Annotated in this window: 17 protein-coding genes and 1 tRNA gene; 8 read left to right on the forward strand and 10 right to left on the reverse strand. The window is 73.1% G+C overall.

Annotated elements, in window-relative coordinates; all coding sequences use genetic code 11:
* Positions 1–3057 carry a cation-translocating P-type ATPase gene (locus I5071_RS41365; protein WP_236518904.1) on the forward strand — a complete coding sequence of 1019 codons (3057 nt, stop codon included), beginning with the start codon at positions 1–3 and terminating at the stop codon, positions 3055–3057.
* 7 nt (positions 3058–3064) lie between these two features.
* Positions 3065–4264, forward strand: a complete 1200-nt coding sequence (metK, locus tag I5071_RS41370; protein WP_236518905.1) for a methionine adenosyltransferase — start codon at positions 3065–3067, stop codon at positions 4262–4264.
* 2 nt (positions 4265–4266) lie between these two features.
* Here metK and I5071_RS41375 read toward each other — a convergent pair whose 3' ends face one another.
* The 3 genes from I5071_RS41375 to I5071_RS41385 are packed head-to-tail and all read right to left on the reverse strand — an operon-like array spanning position 4267 to position 6011.
* Positions 4267–4740 (reverse strand): hypothetical protein, encoded by a 474-nt coding sequence (locus tag I5071_RS41375; RefSeq protein ID WP_236518906.1) that lies wholly within the window; start codon positions 4738–4740, stop codon positions 4267–4269.
* The gene (locus I5071_RS41380) at positions 4737–5042 is read right to left on the reverse strand and encodes a DUF5132 domain-containing protein (RefSeq protein WP_236518907.1); all 306 of its coding nucleotides are present in this window, start codon (positions 5040–5042) and stop codon (positions 4737–4739) included. The genes I5071_RS41375 and I5071_RS41380 overlap by 4 nt, the downstream gene beginning before the upstream one ends.
* Positions 5043–5096: 54 nt before the next feature.
* Complete coding sequence (locus I5071_RS41385) at positions 5097–6011, reverse strand: hypothetical protein (protein WP_236518908.1); 915 nt, start codon at positions 6009–6011, stop codon at positions 5097–5099.
* 61 nt (positions 6012–6072) lie between these two features.
* Here I5071_RS41385 and I5071_RS41390 point away from each other — a divergent pair, with 61 nt between their 5' ends.
* On the forward strand, positions 6073–7194 hold the full coding sequence (locus I5071_RS41390; RefSeq protein ID WP_236518909.1) for a tetratricopeptide repeat protein: 1122 nt from the start codon (positions 6073–6075) through the stop codon (positions 7192–7194).
* A gap of 20 nt (positions 7195–7214) precedes the next feature.
* Here the strand turns inward: I5071_RS41390 and I5071_RS41395 are convergent, their stop codons facing one another.
* The gene (locus I5071_RS41395; protein WP_236518910.1) at positions 7215–8159 is read right to left on the reverse strand and encodes a hypothetical protein; all 945 of its coding nucleotides are present in this window, start codon (positions 8157–8159) and stop codon (positions 7215–7217) included.
* Positions 8160–8235: 76 nt separating this feature from the next.
* Here I5071_RS41395 and I5071_RS41400 point away from each other — a divergent pair, with 76 nt between their 5' ends.
* Positions 8236–9834, forward strand: a complete 1599-nt coding sequence (locus tag I5071_RS41400; RefSeq protein WP_236518911.1) for an NAD(P)/FAD-dependent oxidoreductase — start codon at positions 8236–8238, stop codon at positions 9832–9834.
* Here the strand turns inward: I5071_RS41400 and I5071_RS41405 are convergent, their stop codons facing one another.
* Positions 9835–10593: a hypothetical protein gene (locus I5071_RS41405; RefSeq protein WP_236518912.1), complete on the reverse strand. Its 759-nt coding sequence runs from the start codon at positions 10591–10593 to the stop codon at positions 9835–9837.
* Between the two features lie 91 nt (positions 10594–10684).
* Here I5071_RS41405 and I5071_RS41410 point away from each other — a divergent pair, with 91 nt between their 5' ends.
* On the forward strand, positions 10685–10960 hold the full coding sequence (locus tag I5071_RS41410) for a hypothetical protein (protein WP_236518913.1): 276 nt from the start codon (positions 10685–10687) through the stop codon (positions 10958–10960).
* 53 nt (positions 10961–11013) lie between these two features.
* Positions 11014–11286: a hypothetical protein gene (locus I5071_RS41415; protein WP_236518914.1), complete on the forward strand. Its 273-nt coding sequence runs from the start codon at positions 11014–11016 to the stop codon at positions 11284–11286.
* 3 nt (positions 11287–11289) lie between these two features.
* On the opposite strand, the gene I5071_RS41420 is transcribed toward I5071_RS41415, so the two are convergent.
* The 3 genes from I5071_RS41420 to I5071_RS41430 all read right to left on the reverse strand — a co-directional run bounded on the left by I5071_RS41420 (position 11290) and on the right by I5071_RS41430 (position 13711).
* On the reverse strand, positions 11290–12012 hold the full coding sequence (locus I5071_RS41420; RefSeq protein WP_236518915.1) for a response regulator: 723 nt from the start codon (positions 12010–12012) through the stop codon (positions 11290–11292).
* An 89-nt stretch (positions 12013–12101) separates the two neighbouring features.
* A tRNA-Pro gene (locus I5071_RS41425) sits at positions 12102–12175 on the reverse strand.
* A gap of 75 nt (positions 12176–12250) precedes the next feature.
* Positions 12251–13711: an outer membrane protein transport protein gene (locus I5071_RS41430; RefSeq protein ID WP_236518916.1), complete on the reverse strand. Its 1461-nt coding sequence runs from the start codon at positions 13709–13711 to the stop codon at positions 12251–12253.
* On the opposite strand from I5071_RS41430, the gene I5071_RS41435 reads away from it, so the two are divergent.
* Positions 13686–14606: a DUF481 domain-containing protein gene (locus tag I5071_RS41435; protein WP_236518917.1), complete on the forward strand. Its 921-nt coding sequence runs from the start codon at positions 13686–13688 to the stop codon at positions 14604–14606. The two genes, I5071_RS41430 and I5071_RS41435, sit on opposite strands and share 26 nt — an antisense overlap.
* 4 nt (positions 14607–14610) lie before the next feature.
* On the opposite strand, the gene I5071_RS41440 is transcribed toward I5071_RS41435, so the two are convergent.
* Complete coding sequence (locus I5071_RS41440; protein ID WP_236518918.1) at positions 14611–15315, reverse strand: hypothetical protein; 705 nt, start codon at positions 15313–15315, stop codon at positions 14611–14613.
* An 80-nt stretch (positions 15316–15395) separates the two neighbouring features.
* Between I5071_RS41440 and I5071_RS41445 the strand changes: the two genes are divergently transcribed.
* Complete coding sequence (locus I5071_RS41445) at positions 15396–17423, forward strand: hypothetical protein (protein ID WP_236518919.1); 2028 nt, start codon at positions 15396–15398, stop codon at positions 17421–17423.
* Here the strand turns inward: I5071_RS41445 and I5071_RS41450 are convergent.
* Positions 17392–17778, reverse strand: a complete 387-nt coding sequence (locus I5071_RS41450; protein WP_236518920.1) for a hypothetical protein — start codon at positions 17776–17778, stop codon at positions 17392–17394. The two genes, I5071_RS41445 and I5071_RS41450, sit on opposite strands and share 32 nt — an antisense overlap.
* Positions 17779–17967 lie beyond the last annotated feature (189 nt).

The raw sequence follows: 17967 nt of genomic DNA on the forward strand, positions 1-17967 counted from the left end.
ATGCGGCACGCGGAGGACAGCGCCATCGAGCCGAGGGTGGTGCACGCCCGCGTGCCCGGGCGGGTGCGGCTCGCGATCGACGGGATCCGTCGGCGCGGCGACGAAGCGCGACGGGTCGAGGCGAGCGCGCGTGCGCTGCCCGGAGTGCACGCGGCGCGCGCCCGTGCTCGGACCGGCGCGCTGCTGGTCGAGTTCGATCCCCAGCGCACGAGTGTGTCGGCGATCGTGTCGGCGCTGCGCGTCGGCGCACCGGAGCGCGAGGTGGCGCGGGTGGTGCGCGTGGGCCCGCTGCGCTCGCTCGCGTCGGCGCTGCGCGCGCGCTCGCTCGTCGACGACACGTGGGAGATCGACGTCGTCGCGCTCGGGCGTGCGCTCGCGACCGGTGCGCCCCGAGCCGCGCTGCCGGCGGCGATGCCCGCCGCGCCGCAGCCGGCGTGGCACGCGATCTCCGCGCGTGACGTGCTCGCGACGCTCGAGAGCTCCGAGCACGGGCTCGGCGACGCGGAGGTGAGCGCGCGGCGCGATCGCGACGGACCGAACGCGCTCCGCGCCGAGGCGCGCCGATCGGAGCTCGCGATCTTCGTCGCGCAGCTCCGGAGCGGGCCCGTCGCGCTGCTCGCGGGCTCGGCGTTGCTCTCGGTGGCGACCGGCGGGCTCGCCGATGCGGGCGTGATCGCGCTCGTCGTCGCGGCGAACGCGGGCATCGGGTGGCTCACCGAGAGCCGGGCGGAGCGCACGCTCGGAGAGCTCGGGCGCACCGGACCGCGTCGCGCGCGGGTGGTGCGCGGCGGTGCGGTGGTCGAGGTCGACGCCGAGGCCTTGGTCGTCGGCGATGTGCTCGTGCTCGCGGCGGGGACGCTGCTCGCCGCCGACGCGCGGGTGATCGCTGCGGACTCGCTCTACGCCGACGAGTCGTCGCTCACCGGCGAGAGCCTGCCCGTCGAGAAGCGCGCGACCGAGAGCGAGCGCGAGGACGTGCCGCTCGCCGATCGGCGCGCGATGGTGTTCCGCGGGACGGTCGTCACCGGTGGCAGCGGGCGCGCGGTCGTGGTCGCGATCGGCGACGCGACGGAGATCGGACGCATCCGCGCGCTCGCCGCGGAGATCGGCACCCACGAGACCCCGATGCAGCGCGAGCTGCGCGAGCTCGGCACGAAGCTGGTGTGGACCGCGAGCACGGTCTGCGCGGGCGTGCTCGGCGTCTCGCTGCTGCGCGGGGCCACGGTGCGACAGGCGCTCACGAGCTCGATCTCGCTCGCGGTCGCGGCGGTGCCCGAGGGCCTGCCCACCGTCGCGATCACCACGCTCGCGCTCGGCGTGCGGCGCATGCGCGAGCACGGCGTGCTGGTGCGTCAGCTCCACGCGGTCGAGGCGCTCGGCTCGGTGCAGACGCTCTGCCTCGACAAGACCGGCACGATCACCGAGAACCGCATGTCGGTCGAGCAGCTCTGCGTGAGCGGGCGCTGCGTGCGCGCCACCGACGCGATGCTCGACGACGCCGACGTGCACGCGCTGCTCGAGGCGCTCGCGCTGAACAACGAGGTCGAGCTCGATCGCGCGCCCGATGGCTCGCTCGTCCTCGTGGGCTCGCCCACCGAGGCCGCGCTGGTGCGGCTCGCGCTCGACCGCGGGGTCGACGTCGCGGCGCTCCGTGCGGCGCGTCCCATCGAGCGGCTGCGGCCGCGCACCGAGGGCCGCGGGACGATGGCGACCCAGCACGGCGGCGCGCTGCTCGTCGTGAAGGGGCGGCCCTCCGAGGTGCTCGCGTCGTGCGCCCGGCGCCTGCACCAGGGCCGCGACGAAGCGCTCGACGAGGCCGCGCGCACCGCGCTCGAGCACGCCAACGCGATGCTCGCGGGGCAGGGCTATCGGGTGCTCGCGGTCGCGCGACGCGCGCTCGCGGAGGGCGAGGAGACGGTCGAGCGCGATCTCGTGCACCTCGGGCTCGTCGCGATGGCCGATCCGCCGCGCGAGGGGCTCGATGCGTTGATGTCGACCTTCCATCGCGCGCGGATCGACACCGTGATGATCACCGGGGACCAGCCCGCGACCGCGCACGCGATCGCCCGGCGGGTCGGGCTCGCGCGCGAGGGTCGTGTCGACCTGCTCGATGCGACGCGCATCGACGCGATGGATCCCGCGCTGCTGCGGGCGCTCGCGCCGAAGGTGCAGGTGTTCGCGCGCGTCAGCCCCTCGCAGAAGCTCGCGATCGTGCGCGCGCTCCAGGAGGGCGGGCGCATCGTCGCGATGACCGGCGACGGCGTGAACGACGCACCGGCGCTGCGCGCGGCGGACGTCGGCGTCGCGATGGGACGCACCGGCAGCGACGCGGCGCGCGAGCTCGCGGACGTCGTGCTGCTCGACGATCGGCTCGAGACGATGGCGATCGCGATCGAGCACGGCCGCGCGATCCACGACGACGTGGCGAAGGCAGTGCGCTTCGTGGTCGCGACGAACGCGAGCGAGATCATGCTCACCGCGATCGGCGTGGCGAGCGGCCTCGGCGAGCCCCTGACGCCGCTGCAGCTCCTCTGGCTCAACGTGCTCACCGACGTGCTGCCCGAGCTCGCGCTCGCGATCGAGCCGCCCGAGCGCGACGTGCTCGGGCGCCCGCCCCGCGATCCCCACGCGCCGATGTTCGGAGGCCGCGAGCTCGGGCGCGTCGCGATCGAGGGCGGCGTGATCACCGCGTCGGCGCTCGCGTCGTTCCTCTGGGCGCGCACGCGCTGGGGCGCGGGTCCTCGCGCGGGCTCGCTCGCCTTCGCGAGCCTCTCCGCGAGCCAGCTCGTGCACGCGGTCCACGCGCGCTCGACGCGACACGTGATCTGGGATCGTGATCGCCTGCCGCCCAACCGCGCGGTGCCGCTGACGATCGCGGGATCGCTCGCGCTGCAGATCGCGGCGGAGCGCCTGCCGATCGTCCGCCGCGTGCTCGGCACCGCGCCGATCGGGCCCGCGGGATGGATCGTCGCGCTCGGCAGCGCGGCCGCGACGCTGATCGCGAACGAGACCCTGAAGGCGACGTGGCGGCGCGACGAACGAGCGCACGGAGAGTGAGGGCGACATGCAGTCGGGGTTCGTGTTCTCGTCGGAGTCGGTCAGCGAAGGGCATCCCGACAAGCTCTGCGATCGCATCAGCGACGCGGTCGTCGGGCACTACCTGCGCCTCGATCCGCGGGCGCGTGTCGTCGCCGAGTGCGCGCTCTCGACCGGCATCGTGTTCGTGAGCGTGCGCGCGCGATCGCGAGCGAGCTCGGTGGACGTCGTCGACGTGGTGCGCGCGACGATCCGCCGCATCGGGTACCGCGATCCCGCGCTCGACGCCGATCGCTGCGCGGTGATGACGAGCATCGCGGAGGCGCCTCCCGCCTGGCGCTCCGGAGAGCGCGTGCACCCGCCGCTCGGCGACGACGAGATCGACGAGCTCACCGCGCAGGACCAGGCGACGGTGTTCGGCTACGCGTGCCGCCAGACGCCCGAGCTGATGCCGCTGCCGATCGTCCTCGCGCACGCGCTGGTGCGCCGCATGGACGACCTGCGCCACCGTGGGGACCTGCCGGAGCTCGACGCCGACGCGAAGGTGCAGGTGAGCATCGAGTACGCGGCGGGACGCCCCCGGCGCGTCTACGCGATCACGCTGCTCGCGAGCCAGCAGAGCAACGGCGACGGCCACTCGCGACGCCTCGAGCGCCACCTGCGCGAGCGCGTGATCGAGCCGGTGTTCGCCGATCGCGAGATCCGCCCCGACGCGCGCACCCGCATCGCGGTGAACCCCGACGGACCGATCGTGCACGGCGGTCCCGCGCACCACGCCGGGCTCACCGGCCGCAAGACCGCGGTCGACACCTACGGCGAGTACGCGCGCCACAGCGGCGCCGCGCTCTCGGGCAAAGACCCGTCGCGCATCGATCGTTCGGGCGCCTACGCGGCGCGCCACGCCGCGAAGAACGTCGTGGCCGCGGGGCTCGCGGAGCAGTGCGAGATCGCGCTCACGTACGGCATCGGGCTCGCCGATCCGGTGAGCGTGCAAATCGAGACCTGGGGCACCTCGACGATCCCCGAGGACGAGCTCGCGGCGCGCGTGGTGCGCGCGATCGATCTCCGAGTGGGCGCGATCCTGCAGCGGCTCGGGCTGCGTCGCCTCCCGCATCGCGACGAGCACGGCTTCTACCCCGCGCTCGCGACGTACGGGCACTTCGGGCGCGAAGATCTGCGCGCCCCGTGGGAGGCGCTCGACGCCGTGGACGCGCTGCGCGCGTCGTGAGGTCAGTCGGTGGTGTCGTCCTCGCGCTGCTCCACCATCGAGAACGCCTTCGTGAGCAGCGTGACGCCCGCGGGCAGGATCGACCCGCCCGCGATCTGCCAGAGCCCCGCGCCGAGCAGCGCGAAGAACGTGATCGAGTCGAGGCTCCAGCGTCCCTGCGTGCGCGCGTGCAGCTCCGCGTCGGTCGCGCGGATCCGCTCGCCGAGCTCGGCGAGCACGTCGCGATCGCCGCGCTCGCGCCAGGTCACGAGGCCGCTGCGCATCGCGTGCGACGCGATCTCGTCGAGGTCTCCGTCGTGCCGCACCAGCACGCCCGCGGTGCGCGGATCGGCGCGCACCTCGACCACGCCGGGCGCGGCGCGCAGCGCGCCTTCGAGCTCCGCGAAGAACGCGGCGTCACCGCGACGCTCGGGGATGCGCAGCCGCGCGCGACGTCGCGTGCGATGCACCGCGAAGGCGTCGGGAGGCGCCCTCACGAGGGCTCCGCGCGGCGCCGCGCTCCGTCGCCGTCGGCGCGACGACGACGCGTCTCGCCCGGCTCCTCGCGCGCCTCGATCGCCATCCGCGCGTCCTCGCGCGCCTCGGCGATCAGATCCTCGAGCGCCTCGAGCGCGACCGCGCCGTGCACCCGCGCGAGCTCCGCGAGCAGGAAGCCCAGCTTGATCGTCTCGCGGACGAGCGGTCTCGCGATCGCGCCCACGACCGGCAGCACCAGCGGCGCCGCGAGCACCGCGCCGGCTCCTGCCGCGATGCCGATCCACACGTCCTTCTTGCTCATGCCCGCGAGCACATGGGCGCGAGCGTGGGCTCGCAGCAGCACCCCGATCGGGCGTCACTCGGTCGGGCTCGGCTCCTCGACCACCGAGAACCGGGTCGCGACGTAGAGCGTCACCACCGGTCCTTGCGTCTGCCTCGAGAGCGCGAACATCCCGCCTTCGATCGTCGCGCCGATCCACCAGTCGCGCTCGAACGGGTAGTCCGCCTCGATCGCGAACCCGGTGTAGTTCGTGCCGCTGCCGATCCCGCTCGGGCTCTCGTGATGGCTGCTCTCCGCGCCGTTGCCGATCGAGTGCCATCCGACGAAGCGCACGCGCAGCGAGAGCCCGAAGTCGAAGGAGCCACCGCCCTCGGCGCTCCACGTCACGACGTGATCGAAGTCGCCGGTGCGCGCGACGTAGCCGCCGCTCCCCGCGAGATAGAACCGGTCCCACCCGTAGCCGATCGAGAGCGCGAGCGGGAAGTCGAACACGCCGGTGCCCACCCGGAGCGCGCCGATCTGATCGTGCGGTGGATCGCGCCCGTAGACCGGCTGCACCTCGCCGCTCGGCGCGAACGGCAAGCGCACGCCGGCCTCGAGCGCGCTCGCGAAGCGTCCGACGCGCAGCCATCGCCAGCGCAGGCCGATCGTCGGATCGCCGATCACCGTGTGATCGCCGACGTGCCCGCGCCGCGTGTCTTCGAGCAAGAAGGTCTCGACGATCGGCCAGTGCACCCACGCCGCGAGCCCCGGCACGATCCCGATCTCGCCGTACGCGTTGGTGAAGACCTCGGTGTAGAAGCCGTAGTCGTAGGTGCTCCCGTCGCCCGCGACGTAGCCGAACCCGCAATTGCAGGTCCACTTGAGCCAGAGCTTCAGGTATCCGTGCCCTGGCTCCGGCGTCCACGGTCCGGCTGCGGCGCGCGAGGGCGCGATCATCACGCTCGCGATCACGACGAGCAGCGCGATCGCGGGTCGTTGCACGCGCATCGTTCGACTCTACTCGGGACGAGTGTCCGAGGCCCGCGACGTCCGCTATGTTCGCGCGTCCGTGATCCGATTCGCTCGCACGTGCTCGCTCGCGCTCCTGCTCGCGTCGTCGTTCGCGGCGTGCGGCCCGCGCGGCGGTTATCCGATCGAGCGCACGATCGGCGGCGAGCGCCGGCTCGGCGTGTTCGTCGGGCCTCACTCGTACGAGCACTTCGTGCGCGGGGAGCTCGCGCGCGAGGGCGGCGATCTGCGCGCCGCGGCCGATCACTACGAGCTCGCGCGCGCCGGCGCGGTCGACGATCCGCTGGTGATCGCGCGGCTCGCCGAGGTGCGCGATCAGCTCGGCGAGCGTGAGGCCGCGGAGCGCGCGCTCGACGAGGGCGAGCGCCTCGATCCGCGCTCCGAGGCGATCTTCATGGCGCGCGGCGCGATCGCGGAGCGTCACGGAGAGCTCGCGGAGGCGGTCGACGCGTATGCGCGCGCGGTCGACACCGGCGAGGGCAGCGAGGAGCCGGTGATCGCGCTCTCGCGCGTGCTGCGCGAGAGCGGTGCGGGCGAGCGCGCGGACGCGGTGCTCGAGCGCTACCTCGCGGAGCACGAGGGCGGCGTCGGCGCGGCGCGGGCGCGCCTCTCGCTCGCGATGGCGCGCGGGGATGCGGCCACCGCGGGGCTCGCCGCGCTCGAGCTCGCGCGACGCTCGCCGCAGCACCGCGACGAGGTCTCGCGCGCCGCGGAGGAGGCGCTTGGAGCGGGCCATCCGATCCTCGCGTATCGACTGCTCGCGCTGATGCCCGAGGGCTCGGTGCCGCGCGCGCTGCGGCTGCGGGTCCTGATCGCGGCGGACGCGCGCTCCGAGATCGAGGCGCTGCTCGCGTCGTGGACCCCCGAGCGACCGGAGGAGATGCTCGAGGTCGCGCGCGCGTGGCTCGTGCTCGGCGAGCCCGAGAACGCAGCGGAGCTCGCGGAGACCGCGCTCGCGAGCGGCAGCGGCGCGGATGCGCGGGTGGTGCTCGCGCGCGCCCGCCTGGCCCAGGGTCGCCTCGGCGACGCCGCGACGATCGCCGCGGCAGTGCCCGCCGGCGCGTCGGTCTACGAGGAAGCGCGCGCGATCGTGGCCGACGCGATCACCCAGGGCGGCCTGCCCGCGCTCGCCGACGAGCTCCGAGCCGGAGCGCAGGACTGAGCGAAGTTCACCACGGAGGCTCAGGGCAGTGACTGCAGCACCTCGTACGCGACCGCGGCCGCGGTGCCCGCGACGGTCATCACTGCCGTCATCACTCGCGCTGCGCGCACGTCGCCCATGTCGCGACGCAGCGGCACGCCCGTCACTTCCGCGAGCAAGTGCGCGCTGTCGTGCAGGCGCTGCGCGTCCCAGTCCTTCTGCGGCTCGACGCGCATCACGTGCTCGCCCGCTTCGATGCGCAAGAAGCTCCGCCGCCACGACGTCGGCGCCGCGTACACGATGCGCGTGATCGACTCGTAGGGCAGCAGCACGCGCTCGCTCGCGAACGTCGTCGCGAGCGCGGGCCCATCCGCGTGCAGCACCAGCGCGCCCTTGCGCGTTCCCTCTGCGCTGCGCACCCGCACCATCGGCCGCGGCGGCGGCTGCAGCAGGTAGAAGAGCGCGTACGGACGCTCGAGCTCGGGACGCGCGGGCGCCGACGTGCGGAGCGAGTCGATCTGCTGTGCCCACTCGCGGTGCGGCCCGGGCCCGACGTCGATCTGCAGATAGAGCGCGAACGGCGGCCGCGGATCGGGCAGCGGCAGCGCGAGCTCGAGCCCGACCCACCCCGGCAGGCGCGCCTCGAACGCGCGCCGCACCGTCTCGAGCGGGATCTCGATGCCCGGCCGCGCCCGCGCCGCGAGCTGCGCGTTGCGATCGCGCGCTCGACTGAGCAGCCGCGCGATCGGGAACGCGTCGAGCACCGCGGGCTTCACCCGCTCCCACAACGTCGCGAGCGCGCGCTGCAGCGGATCGCCCCGCCGCACCTCGCCCATCGCGCCCGGCACCACGATCAGCCGCTGCGACGTGAGCACCGCCGCGCCCTCGAGCCCGCCGAACGCGCCCGGTGAGGCCGCGATGCGCACCGGCGCCGCCTTGAACACCGGCTCGCCCGCCGCGAGGTCGAGGTCCGGCGTGCTCTCCACGTCGCACACGGTAGCGCTCGCAGCGGCGCGTCGCACTCGCGGGCCAACCTCGCCCCCCCGCACTACATTCCGCCGCGTGCGCCGCGCGCTTCCCGAGGAGATCGAGCTCGATCTCGGGCTCGACGAGCCCGACGATCCGATGTCGCTGCGCGCCCGCGCCGCGCGCATCCTTCGCGTCCCGCCCGACGCACTGCCCCACGTCGCGCTGCGCAAGCGGTCGATCGACGCGCGCGGTGGGCGCGTCCGCTTCCACGTGGTGCTCGGCCTGCGCGAGGCCGGCGACACCATCGCGCTCGGCGATCCCCAGCCTCGCGACGTCCGCGGCGAGCCGCGGGTCGTGATCGTCGGCGATGGGCCCTGCGGGCTCTTCGCGGCCTACCAGCTCGCGCGCGAGGGCATCGCGTGCGTGGTCGTCGATCGCGGCAAGACGGTCCAGCCGCGCCGCCACGACCTCAAGGGCCTCCAGCGCCACGGCGTCGTCGATCCCGACAGCAACTACTGCTTCGGCGAGGGCGGCGCCGGGACGTACTCCGACGGCAAGCTCTACACGCGCTCGCACAAGCGCGGCCCGGTGCGCGACGTGATGGAGATCCTCGCGCTGCACGGCGCGCCCGAGGACATCCTCGTCGACGCGCGCCCCCACATCGGCTCGAACAAGCTGCCCAAGGTCGTCTCGGGGATCCGCGAGCGCCTCGAGCAGCACGGCGTGCGCTTCGAGTTCGGCGCGAAGGTCGTCGATCTGATCACGACCCCTCACGACAAGCATCGCCGCGTGATCGGCGTGCGCCTCGACGACGGTCGCGAGCTCGGCGCCGACGCGGTGGTGATGGCGACCGGACACTCCGCGCGCGACGTGTTCGAGCTGCTGCTCCGCGCGGGGGTGACCCTCGAGCCCAAGCCCTTCGCGCTCGGCGTGCGCATCGAGCACCCCCAGCCGCTGATCGATCGCATCCAGTACGGGCGCGACTTCCAGCACCCGAAGCTCCCCGCGGCCTCGTACAAGGTCGTGCAGCAGGTCGAGGAGCGCGGCGTCTTCTCGTTCTGCATGTGCCCGGGCGGATGGATCGTGCCCGCGTCGACCGAGCCCGATGGGCTCGTCGTCAACGGCATGAGCCTCTCGCGGCGCGACTCGCCCTTCGCGAACTCGGGGCTCGTGGTCGCGTGCGAGGTGCACGACTGGGAGCGCGCCGGCTTCCACGGCCCGCTCGGCGGGGTCGAGCTCCAGCGCACGATCGAGCGCGCCGCGATGCAGGCCGGCAACGGCATGCTCAAGGCGCCCGCCACGCGCGCGACCGACTTCGTGCGCGGTCACGCGTCGAGCAGCGCGCCCACCTCGAGCTACCTGCCGGGGCTCGAGGCCACCAACGTCGCGGACGTGCTCGACGTCGCGGGCATCCCGTTCAGCAAGCGCCTGCGCGAGGCGCTCGGCGCGTTCGATCGCCGGATGCGCGGCTACGTCGGCGAGGACGCGGTGCTGGTCGGCGTCGAGTCGCGCACCAGCGCGCCGGTGCGCGTGCCGCGCGATCCCGAGACGCTCCTCTCGCCTTCGCTCGACGGGCTCTATCCGGCGGGCGAGGGCGCGGGCTACGCGGGCGGCATCGTGAGCGCCGCGCTCGACGGCATGCGGGTCGCGGTCGCGATCACCGAGCGCCTGCGCGTCGCGACCAGCGCCTGATCAGCGCCGCGGGCCGCTCTGGCACGGCAGCGGATGACGGGCGAGCGCGACGTCGTCGAACAGCACGTCCCGCACGCCCGCGCTCGGCCCCACCGCGCCGAGCATCAAGCGGCGGAAGCCTCCGTCGGGAATCGTGTCGATCGACTCCGCGCTCGCCAGCGGCTGCATGCCCTCGGAGAGCCTCGCTGCGCCTCCGTCGTCGCGCAGATCGACCTCGAAGCGCAGGCACATCCACTCGTCGCGGCGGATCGTCCCCGGCGCCGCGCCGTTCCTCACCGCGGGGTGTGCCGTCGTCGCGGTGAGCCCGAGCGCATCCCCCGAGAGCAGATCGAGCGACACCTTCTGCGTGCCGTCGTCGTTCCCGTCGTCGAGCTGCACCGCCACCACGAACTCGTCGATCTCGGTGCGCGCTCCGACCCGGAGCCACACGCGCCCGTGCAGCGAGCCCTCGATGACCGGCTCGAAGTACGTCTCGGCGACGGCGAGGCCCGGGCCGCCGCCCTCCGACGTGATCGCGAGCGCGCCGCCGCGCTCCGGATCGTCCACCACGCGCACGATGCCGTCGCTCTGCGGCTCGATGCGCACCGACCATCCGCCGAGCGGCCCCTCGAACCCGCCGCAAGCGATCTCGTCGGGCGCGCACGGGACCGAGGCGTCGCCGATGGCCGCGTCGAGTGGGTCGTACCCGACCCGACCGCACGCCGCGCACCCGAGGAGCGACGAAACCACCAAGAAACGGAAGCGGTAAGCGAGCACCACGCTCGCTTCTTTCTCAGATCCGACCGGCCTTCGCCTAGGCCTCCCCGGCAACAAAATGCGCGGAACCGGTCCGAGCGGTAGCCTCTCGGGCGTGAGGCTCCACGTCACGTTCGGTGCGCGGGCGCTCGTCGGCGCGAACGACGGGCTCGACGCGCCCGCGTGCGCCGCACGCTACGCGGAGCTGCTCGGCGAGGCGCTCCGGCGCGACCATCCCGCCGCGAGCATCGAGGTGACCTGGAGCGACGATCGCGCGGGGACGCACGTCGTGGTCGAAGGCGTGCCCGACGAGCGGCGCGCCCGGGCCCTCGAGCGCGACGTGCTGGACGTCGCCTGGGTCGTGAAGCAGATGCAGCCCTGGGGCGCCTGAGCGCGCCCCCGTGGCCTCCATCTTGCGAACCTCCCTCGCGGAGGTGCGGAGCCATGCGGAATCGAGCCCTGCTCGCGCTCGTGATCGGCGGACTGCTCGCGCTCGCGGGCTGCGGGCGAGGAGAGCGTGACGAAGTGCTCTCCGAGGAGCACCGCGAGGACCCGGGCGCGCTCACCCCGACCGAGCGTCAGGAGAACGTGCACGTCCCGAACGAGCTGGACGATCCCGAGATGACGCACACGGGGCAGGGCGAGGACACGCCCCCCGGCACGATCGATCCCGGCACCTACCCGCCGGGATCGCCGAGCGCCCAGCCCCAGCGGTGAGGCTCAGAAGTCGCCGAACAGATCGCCGATGCGCACGTCGAGCGCGACCGCGATCTTGTAGAGCGAGCTGATCGACGCGCTCGACTCGGCGCGCTCGATCTGGCTGAGCAGCGACACGCTGAGCGCGGTGCGCCGCGCCATCTGCTTCAGCGTCAGGTTCCGCTCCTTGCGCAGGTTGCGGATGGTCTCGCCGATGTGCCGGTGGAGGTTCTCCTCCGGCGTCCGGATGAGACCCTTCTTGCGCATCACGCGGTCGAGCACCGCGCGGAACTCTTCGGGATTGAAGGGCTTCCGCAGGTAGTCGACGGCGTCGAGCTTCATCGCCTGCACGGCGGAGTCGAGGCTCGGATAGCCGGTGAAGATCACGACCGCGATGTCCGAGTCGACCTTGCGGATGCGCTTGAGGACGTCGAGCCCGTCCATCTTCGGCATCATCAAGTCGAGCACGACGAGGTGGTAACCGCCGACGCGGACCTCTTCCTCGACGTGTGTCGGATCGTTCTTCGCGGTGACCTGGAAACCATCCTTCGCGAGGAAGGTCTCCATGTAGTCGCAGATCTCCTTGTCGTCGTCGACGACCAGGACCTTGACCGCAGGAATCGGCTTGCTCACACCGCCCTCCGTCATCGTCGATGCTCGCGCGTCACGCGCCCGGTCGGAGAAGACAAGAAGCGGCCGCCCCCGCCGGCGACCGGCGAGGTGATGCGTTCGAGGCGGCAGGACCACTCCGCCCGCTCCGTGTACGATCCGCCGGAGGCGGACCCGCGGAGCGGCCGGGGGTCGAGAGGGGGGCGGAGCCCCCTCGGGGAAAAGAGTCGGGGCGAAAGGATTTGAACCTTCGACTCCACGGTCCCGAACCGTGTGCGCTACCAGGCTGCGCTACGCCCCGGTTGAAAGAACGGCGGTTTACCTACTCGGCAAAGCTCGTGGTGTCAAGTGTGGCTGTACTCAGGGCTGAACAGAATCAGAAATAGAGGGCTGATCCGAGGTGCAGCGAGATCTCGTGCACCTGGGTGTCGACCTCGATGATGGAAATTCCCTCGCCCATGTCCGCGGCCGTGTCGAAGCGGAGCCCGCCGATGCGGCCGACGCCCACCGCGTAGCGCAGCGCGAACGTGTTCACGAACACGATGTCCGCGGCGTTCTCGCCCTCGCCGAGGCGATGCGGATTGCGGAGCTCGAGACCGTAGGTCCCGCCGAAGAAGTCGATCTGCGTCTGCCCGTAGTCGCCCACCGCGCGCGTCGCGTCGAGATCGGTGAAGAGCCCGGCGCCCATCGAGAGCGACGGGTCGATCTGCACGCGACCGCCGATGCGCACGCCGCCGACCCACTCGCGATTCACACCGATTGCGGGGCGGACCAGCGCGTGCTGCACGTCACCGTCGATGCCGATCCACCCGCCGTCCCAGCGATACGCGAGCCCGACGCGCAATCGCGCGGGCGTGACCATGTCGATGCGCGGCTCGAGCCCGCTGCCGGCGGTGATGTCGAGATCGAGCCCGTCGGGCCCGCCCATGAAGGTCGACGAGGTCACGTGGAAGGCGGATCCGAGGAGCAGTCCTGGAGAGCGCAGCGACGCGCCGAAGTGCACGCCCGGCACGAGCTCCCACTGGATGCCGGCGCCGACCTCGATGCTGACGCTCTGGACCGAGGTGAGGCTCCCGACACCGAACGCGAAGACGTCCTCGCCGTCCCGCTCGGCGCCGCCGAAGAACTGGGTCGTGAGCGCGAACTGGCGGTAGGTGCCGTAGAGCGTGACGCCGATGCGCAGGTTGGGCGCGAGGGCCACGCCGAGCGTGATGCCGCCGTAGTACGTCGAGCTCGACTCCTGCTGCGTGAGCTGGAACCGCGCGAGGTAGTCGGGCGTGAGCTCCTCGAGGCCGACGCGATCGGTGTGGCCGGTGAGCTGCGGCACGAAGATGCCGAGGCCGAGCGAGGTGATGCAGTCGAGGCGGCGCACCAGCGTGACCGCGCTCGGGATGCCGAGGAACTCGTAGTAACCGCCGTTCGCCTGGGCGCCGGTCGCGGAGCGGAGCAGGCCGGGGGTGTCGGCGATGCGCAGCATGGTCGCGCTGCCGCTCAGATCGAGGGTGTCGCGATCGACCGCCGCGATGCCCGCGGGGTTGTACCAGGTGGCCGATCCGTCGCTGACGACCGCGCTCACCGCGCCGCCGGTCATCGCGGCCTCGTTGCCGAGGAGCACCGCGTCGTCGTTCCCGGCGCGGGCCCGCGATGGGGCGAGGACGGCGAGCAGGGCGAGCGCGGCGAGGGACGAGGAGCGCATCGGGGCGGCATCCTCGGATGGGCCTCGCGCGCCCGCAAGCGACTGTTCCTTGCGTTTCGCGGTCTCTGCCTCTAGCCCTGGGCCGCCGGTGCGGACGTCATCGGCGGAGGATTCCATGCAGTCGAGGACCGAGATCGTCATCGCCGCGCTCGCGCTCGCGGGCATCGCTTCGCTCGGCTGGGCCGAGCCCGCCCTCGCCCAGCAGCCAGCCTCGGCCGCGCAGCACACCGAGGCGGTCGCCGCGCCGCCCGCGGAGGACGCCGACGACGAGGTGTTCACGATCCAGCTCGGCGGCACGCTGAACTTCGGCAACAGCCGCTCGCTGCAGCTCGCCGGCGCGACGAACTTCCTGATCCACCGCGACCAGCACCTGTTCACGCTCGATCTGCAGGCGACCCTCGGGATGGCCGCGATCCGCGACAACACCACGCGCGAGTGGTCGGACTTCGAGGACAACGCGCGCAACATCCTCGGGCGCCTGCGCTACGACTTCTTCCTCGATCCCGACGACGCGATCTTCGCGGCGGTCGCGGGTCGGCACGACACGTTCGCGGGCCTCGACTTCCGCTTCCAGGGCCAGCTCGGCTACATGCGGAACATCTTCCGCGAGGGGCCGGCGAACGAGCATCGCGCGTGGGGCGAGGTCGGCTTCGACGTGACGGTCGACGATCGTTATCCGAACCCGCTGCTGAACCCCGACGCGGATCCCACGACCTGCGGGATGGTGATCGACGGGATGCCGACGCCGCCGTGCTTCCTGCCGAACCTGCAGGACCAGTACTCGGTCCGCGTGTTCCTCGGCTACGACAACCACATGAACGAGGCCTGGCAGTTCCGCACCGGGCTCGAGGCGCTCTTCGACGTGGTCGACGGCGAGAACGTGCGCCTGACGTCGATCAGCGAGTTCCGCCTGCGCATCGACAACAACCTGCAGGCGGGCCTGCGCTTCACGCTGCTCTTCGACAACGTGCCGGTGCCGGGCACCGACTCGGTCGACACGACGACGGTGCTGACGCTCGTCTACACGCTGCTGTGATCGATCAGTCGCCCGCGGGCGCCGTGCCGTCGCAGTAGCCGGTGAGCGGGGCGCACACGCCCTGGATGCCGGCGCGTGGATCGGCGCCCTCGCAGCGGCGGCTCTGGCACTCGTCGGCGGCGTTGCACGCAGCGCCGTCGGCGAGGCGCGCCTCGCAGCTGCCGCGCGTGCAGTAGTAGCCCTCGGTGCAGCGATAGGTGCAGGGCTCGCCGGGGCCGGGGATCGGCTCGCAGTTGCCGTCGCCGATGCCGCCGGTCTCGCAGAAGCCGGTCTGGCACTCGTAGTCCTGGGTGCAGAGGCCGCCGACCGGCACGAGCGCGGTGAGCGCCTCGCCGCATGCGCCCGAGATCGCGGCGACGGCGAGCACGCCGCCGCGATACTCCGCGCACGTCAGCGCGCCGATCGAGTCGATGCACGAGCGCGCGGCGTCGGCGTCGTAGGCCGCGCGCTCGGCGCCGACCGACGCGGTGATGCCCTCGCCCGTGATGCGGCCGCGCAGCAGCGTGACGCACTCCTCGAAGGTCGCGGGCGCTCGCCCGAAGGGCGCGAACTCCTCGCGCAGCTCGGTCGCATCGCAGCAGTCGAACGCGCGCTCGCAGGCGATCGTGATCGCATCGGCCTCGAACTCCGCGGGGTCGACCTCGGATGGACCACACGCGGTGGCCAGGAGCGCGAACGCGAGGGACGCCGAAGACGAAGACTTGCGCATCGTGTGCTCTCGAAGGTCCTGCTCCGGACGCTTCGGCCCGCGGCGCGGTGATCACAAGCGCTGGTACCCTCGCGCGTCCCGTGTCCCGAGCGACCTCGTCGTGTGCGCCGATCCTGCCCGCATCGATCGCGGGGCTCGCGCTCGCGCTCGCCACGATGCAGCCGCTGTCCAACGCCGACACGTTCGGGCACCTCGCGCAGGGTCGCGTGATCGCGGCGAACGGTGGGCCGCCGGCGCTCGATCCGTTCTCGTTCTGGCGCCCGACGCCGCAGCCCTGGGTGAACTACGAGTGGCTGAGCGACTGGCTCACCTGGCTCGTGCTCTCGGCGCTCGGTGCGGGCGGGGTGATCGCGATCGCGATGGGGATCGCCGGCGGGTCGGGTGCCGCGCTGGTGTGGCTCGCCGGGCGACGCGCGGGGCTGCGCGCGGCGTGGCTCGCGTCGTGGCTGACGATCCTCGCGATCCCCGCGGTGCGGTTCCGGCTGAGCGCGCGGCCGCACCTCGTCGCGTTGCCCTTCGCGGCGGCGTACCTCGCGATCTTCACGTCGGATCGTGCGTTCGCGGATCGCCGGCGCGCGGGGCGCAGCATCGCGCTCCTGATCGTGCTGCACGTGCTGTGGACCAACCTCCACGGCTCGCACCTGCTCGGCCTCGCGATCGCGGGAGCGAGCGCGATCGCGGCGTGGCCGGATCGACGGCGCGCGGCGATGCTCGCGGGGACGACGGGGCTCCTCGCGCTCGCGTCGTGCGTGTCGCCCTACGGGCCCGCGATGACGATCGACGCGCTCTCCCACGCGCTCGATCCCGCATACGCCGCGGTGGTCTCGGAGTGGCAGTCGATCGCGACGCTCGGCGTGGGCTGGACGACGGTGCACGTCGCGCTGCACGTGCTCGCGCTGATCGCGATCGCGCCCGCGGCGATCCGCGCCGGCGCCGCGACGCGGACCTGGCTCGCGGTGGCGCTGCTGCTCGTGGTCGCGGGGGTCCGCTCGGTGCGCTTCGTCGAGGAGATGCTGCTGCTCGGCGCGCCGCTCGTCGCGATCGGGATCGCGACGATGCTCGGAGCGCGCGCGGACGTGCGCCCCGCAGTGGTCGCAATGGGGACGATCGCGGCGCTCGCGATCGCGTCGCTCGGGGTCGCGCGCACGAGCCTCGCGCTGCAGCCGATCGGCGTGGGGCTCGATCTGCGTCAGGTGCCGGCCGAGGCGGGGGCGCACGTCGATCGTGAGCTCGGCGAGGCGCGCGTGCTCGCGTCGATGCCGAGCGCTTGGTACCTGCTCCACGCGGCGCCGCACGCGCGGGTGGCGATCGACGGGCGCGTGCCGTTCTACGGGCCCGCGCACGTGCAGGCGTCGACCGATGCGCTGGGCACCGAGGGCGCGCTCCTGCCCTACGTCGAGCGCTTCGGGGTCGACACGATCGTCGTGCACCACACGTCGACGATCGAGACCGCGGCGGTGCGCACGCTGCCGCGCGATCCGCGCTTCGTGCGCACGTGGATCGACGCGTCGTACGCGGTCTACGTGCGTCGCGACCTCGCTGCGGCGCGGGGGATCGATCCCGCCCGCCTCGATGCGCTGCCGGTCGGCTACGAGCCCGCCGCGATCCTCGGCGCGAGCGACGCCCAGGTCGCCGCGATCCGCGAAGATCTCGGGCACCTCGGAGAAGGGCCCGATGCGCGCGCGTTCGCGGCGTTCGTGCGCGCGATGCTCCGCGTGCGCCCGCTCGCGCGCGATGCCGGATGGGCCGGCTACCGCGCGCCGATCGACGACGCGGAGCGAGCGAGCGTCGACCTCGCGCATCGCGAGCTCGCGCTCACGCGCGCGCGCATCGGACGCGTGCCGGTCGTCGCCGCGCAGTCGGCGCTCGTCGCTGCGCTCGCGTGCCGGCTCGACGAGGCGCGCACGCTGCTCGACGAGGCACGGCGCGACGGCGAGGTGCGCGAGACGATCTTCGGCGGCGTCGAGCTCGCGCTGCGCGACGGCGATCGCGACGCGGTGCGCGCGTTCCTCGTCGAGGCCCGCGCGATGCCCGGCGCCGCGGGTGATCCGTGGATCGCGGCGATCGACCGCGCGCTCAGCGAGGGCGTGTCGTGCGCGGAGAGGTGATGCGCCCGCGGGGCGTGTGGAGGCGCGGCACGCGCGGGCGCGGCGTGGTCGATCGCGCGACCGCGCCGAGCCGGCGGGGCGACATGACGCGCGGCGTGCGCCCGCTCGCACGATCGAGCGCGCCCTCGAGGTAGACGTGCGAGAGGCCGCCGACCCAGTAGTCGACGGCATCGAGCGAGGGCTGCGTCGTCTCCCGATCGGTCGCGATCGTCGCGCCGTCCTCGAGCGGCACGAACACCAGCCACGCGTCCCACAGGTCGTCGTCCGGGCGCGGTCCTGCGCACGCGAACGCGAGGTACGGCGCGCGGTCGTGCGCGCGGACGATCGCGTCGAATCGATGGACGAAGCGAACCACGATGGCCTCCTGATCTCGGGTCCACCTGCTCCTACGCAACGGATGTGCCCTCCGTGAACTCGTGACCCAGAGCACCGGGTCGCTGCGTAGAAACGCCACGGATCGTGAGGGGACGCGAGCAGCCCCTTGTGAGGCGCTCGTGCGGGGACGAGGTGCGGACGCTCCCTCATGGCGACGGACCTCACGACA

The organism is Sandaracinus amylolyticus, assembly GCF_021631985.1.
GTDB classification, from domain to species: domain Bacteria; phylum Myxococcota_A; class Polyangia; order Polyangiales; family Sandaracinaceae; genus Sandaracinus; species Sandaracinus amylolyticus_A.

Bases quoted from the DNA above. Each gene is read 5' to 3' on its own strand.
- I5071_RS41435 (WP_236518917.1), top strand. From the start codon at position 13,686: ATGCAGTCGAGGACCGAGATCGTCATCGCCGCGCTCGCGCTCGCGGGC.
- I5071_RS41385 (WP_236518908.1), bottom strand. From the start codon at position 6,011: ATGCGCGTGCAACGACCCGCGATCGCGCTGCTCGTCGTGATCGCGAGC.
- I5071_RS41380 (WP_236518907.1), bottom strand. From the start codon at position 5,042: ATGAGCAAGAAGGACGTGTGGATCGGCATCGCGGCAGGAGCCGGCGCG.
- I5071_RS41440 (WP_236518918.1), bottom strand. From the start codon at position 15,315: ATGCGCAAGTCTTCGTCTTCGGCGTCCCTCGCGTTCGCGCTCCTGGCC.
- I5071_RS41430 (WP_236518916.1), bottom strand. From the start codon at position 13,711: ATGACGATCTCGGTCCTCGACTGCATGGAATCCTCCGCCGATGACGTC.
- I5071_RS41415 (WP_236518914.1), top strand. From the start codon at position 11,014: ATGCGGAATCGAGCCCTGCTCGCGCTCGTGATCGGCGGACTGCTCGCG.
- I5071_RS41365 (WP_236518904.1), top strand. From the start codon at position 1: ATGCGGCACGCGGAGGACAGCGCCATCGAGCCGAGGGTGGTGCACGCC.
- metK (WP_236518905.1), top strand. From the start codon at position 3,065: ATGCAGTCGGGGTTCGTGTTCTCGTCGGAGTCGGTCAGCGAAGGGCAT.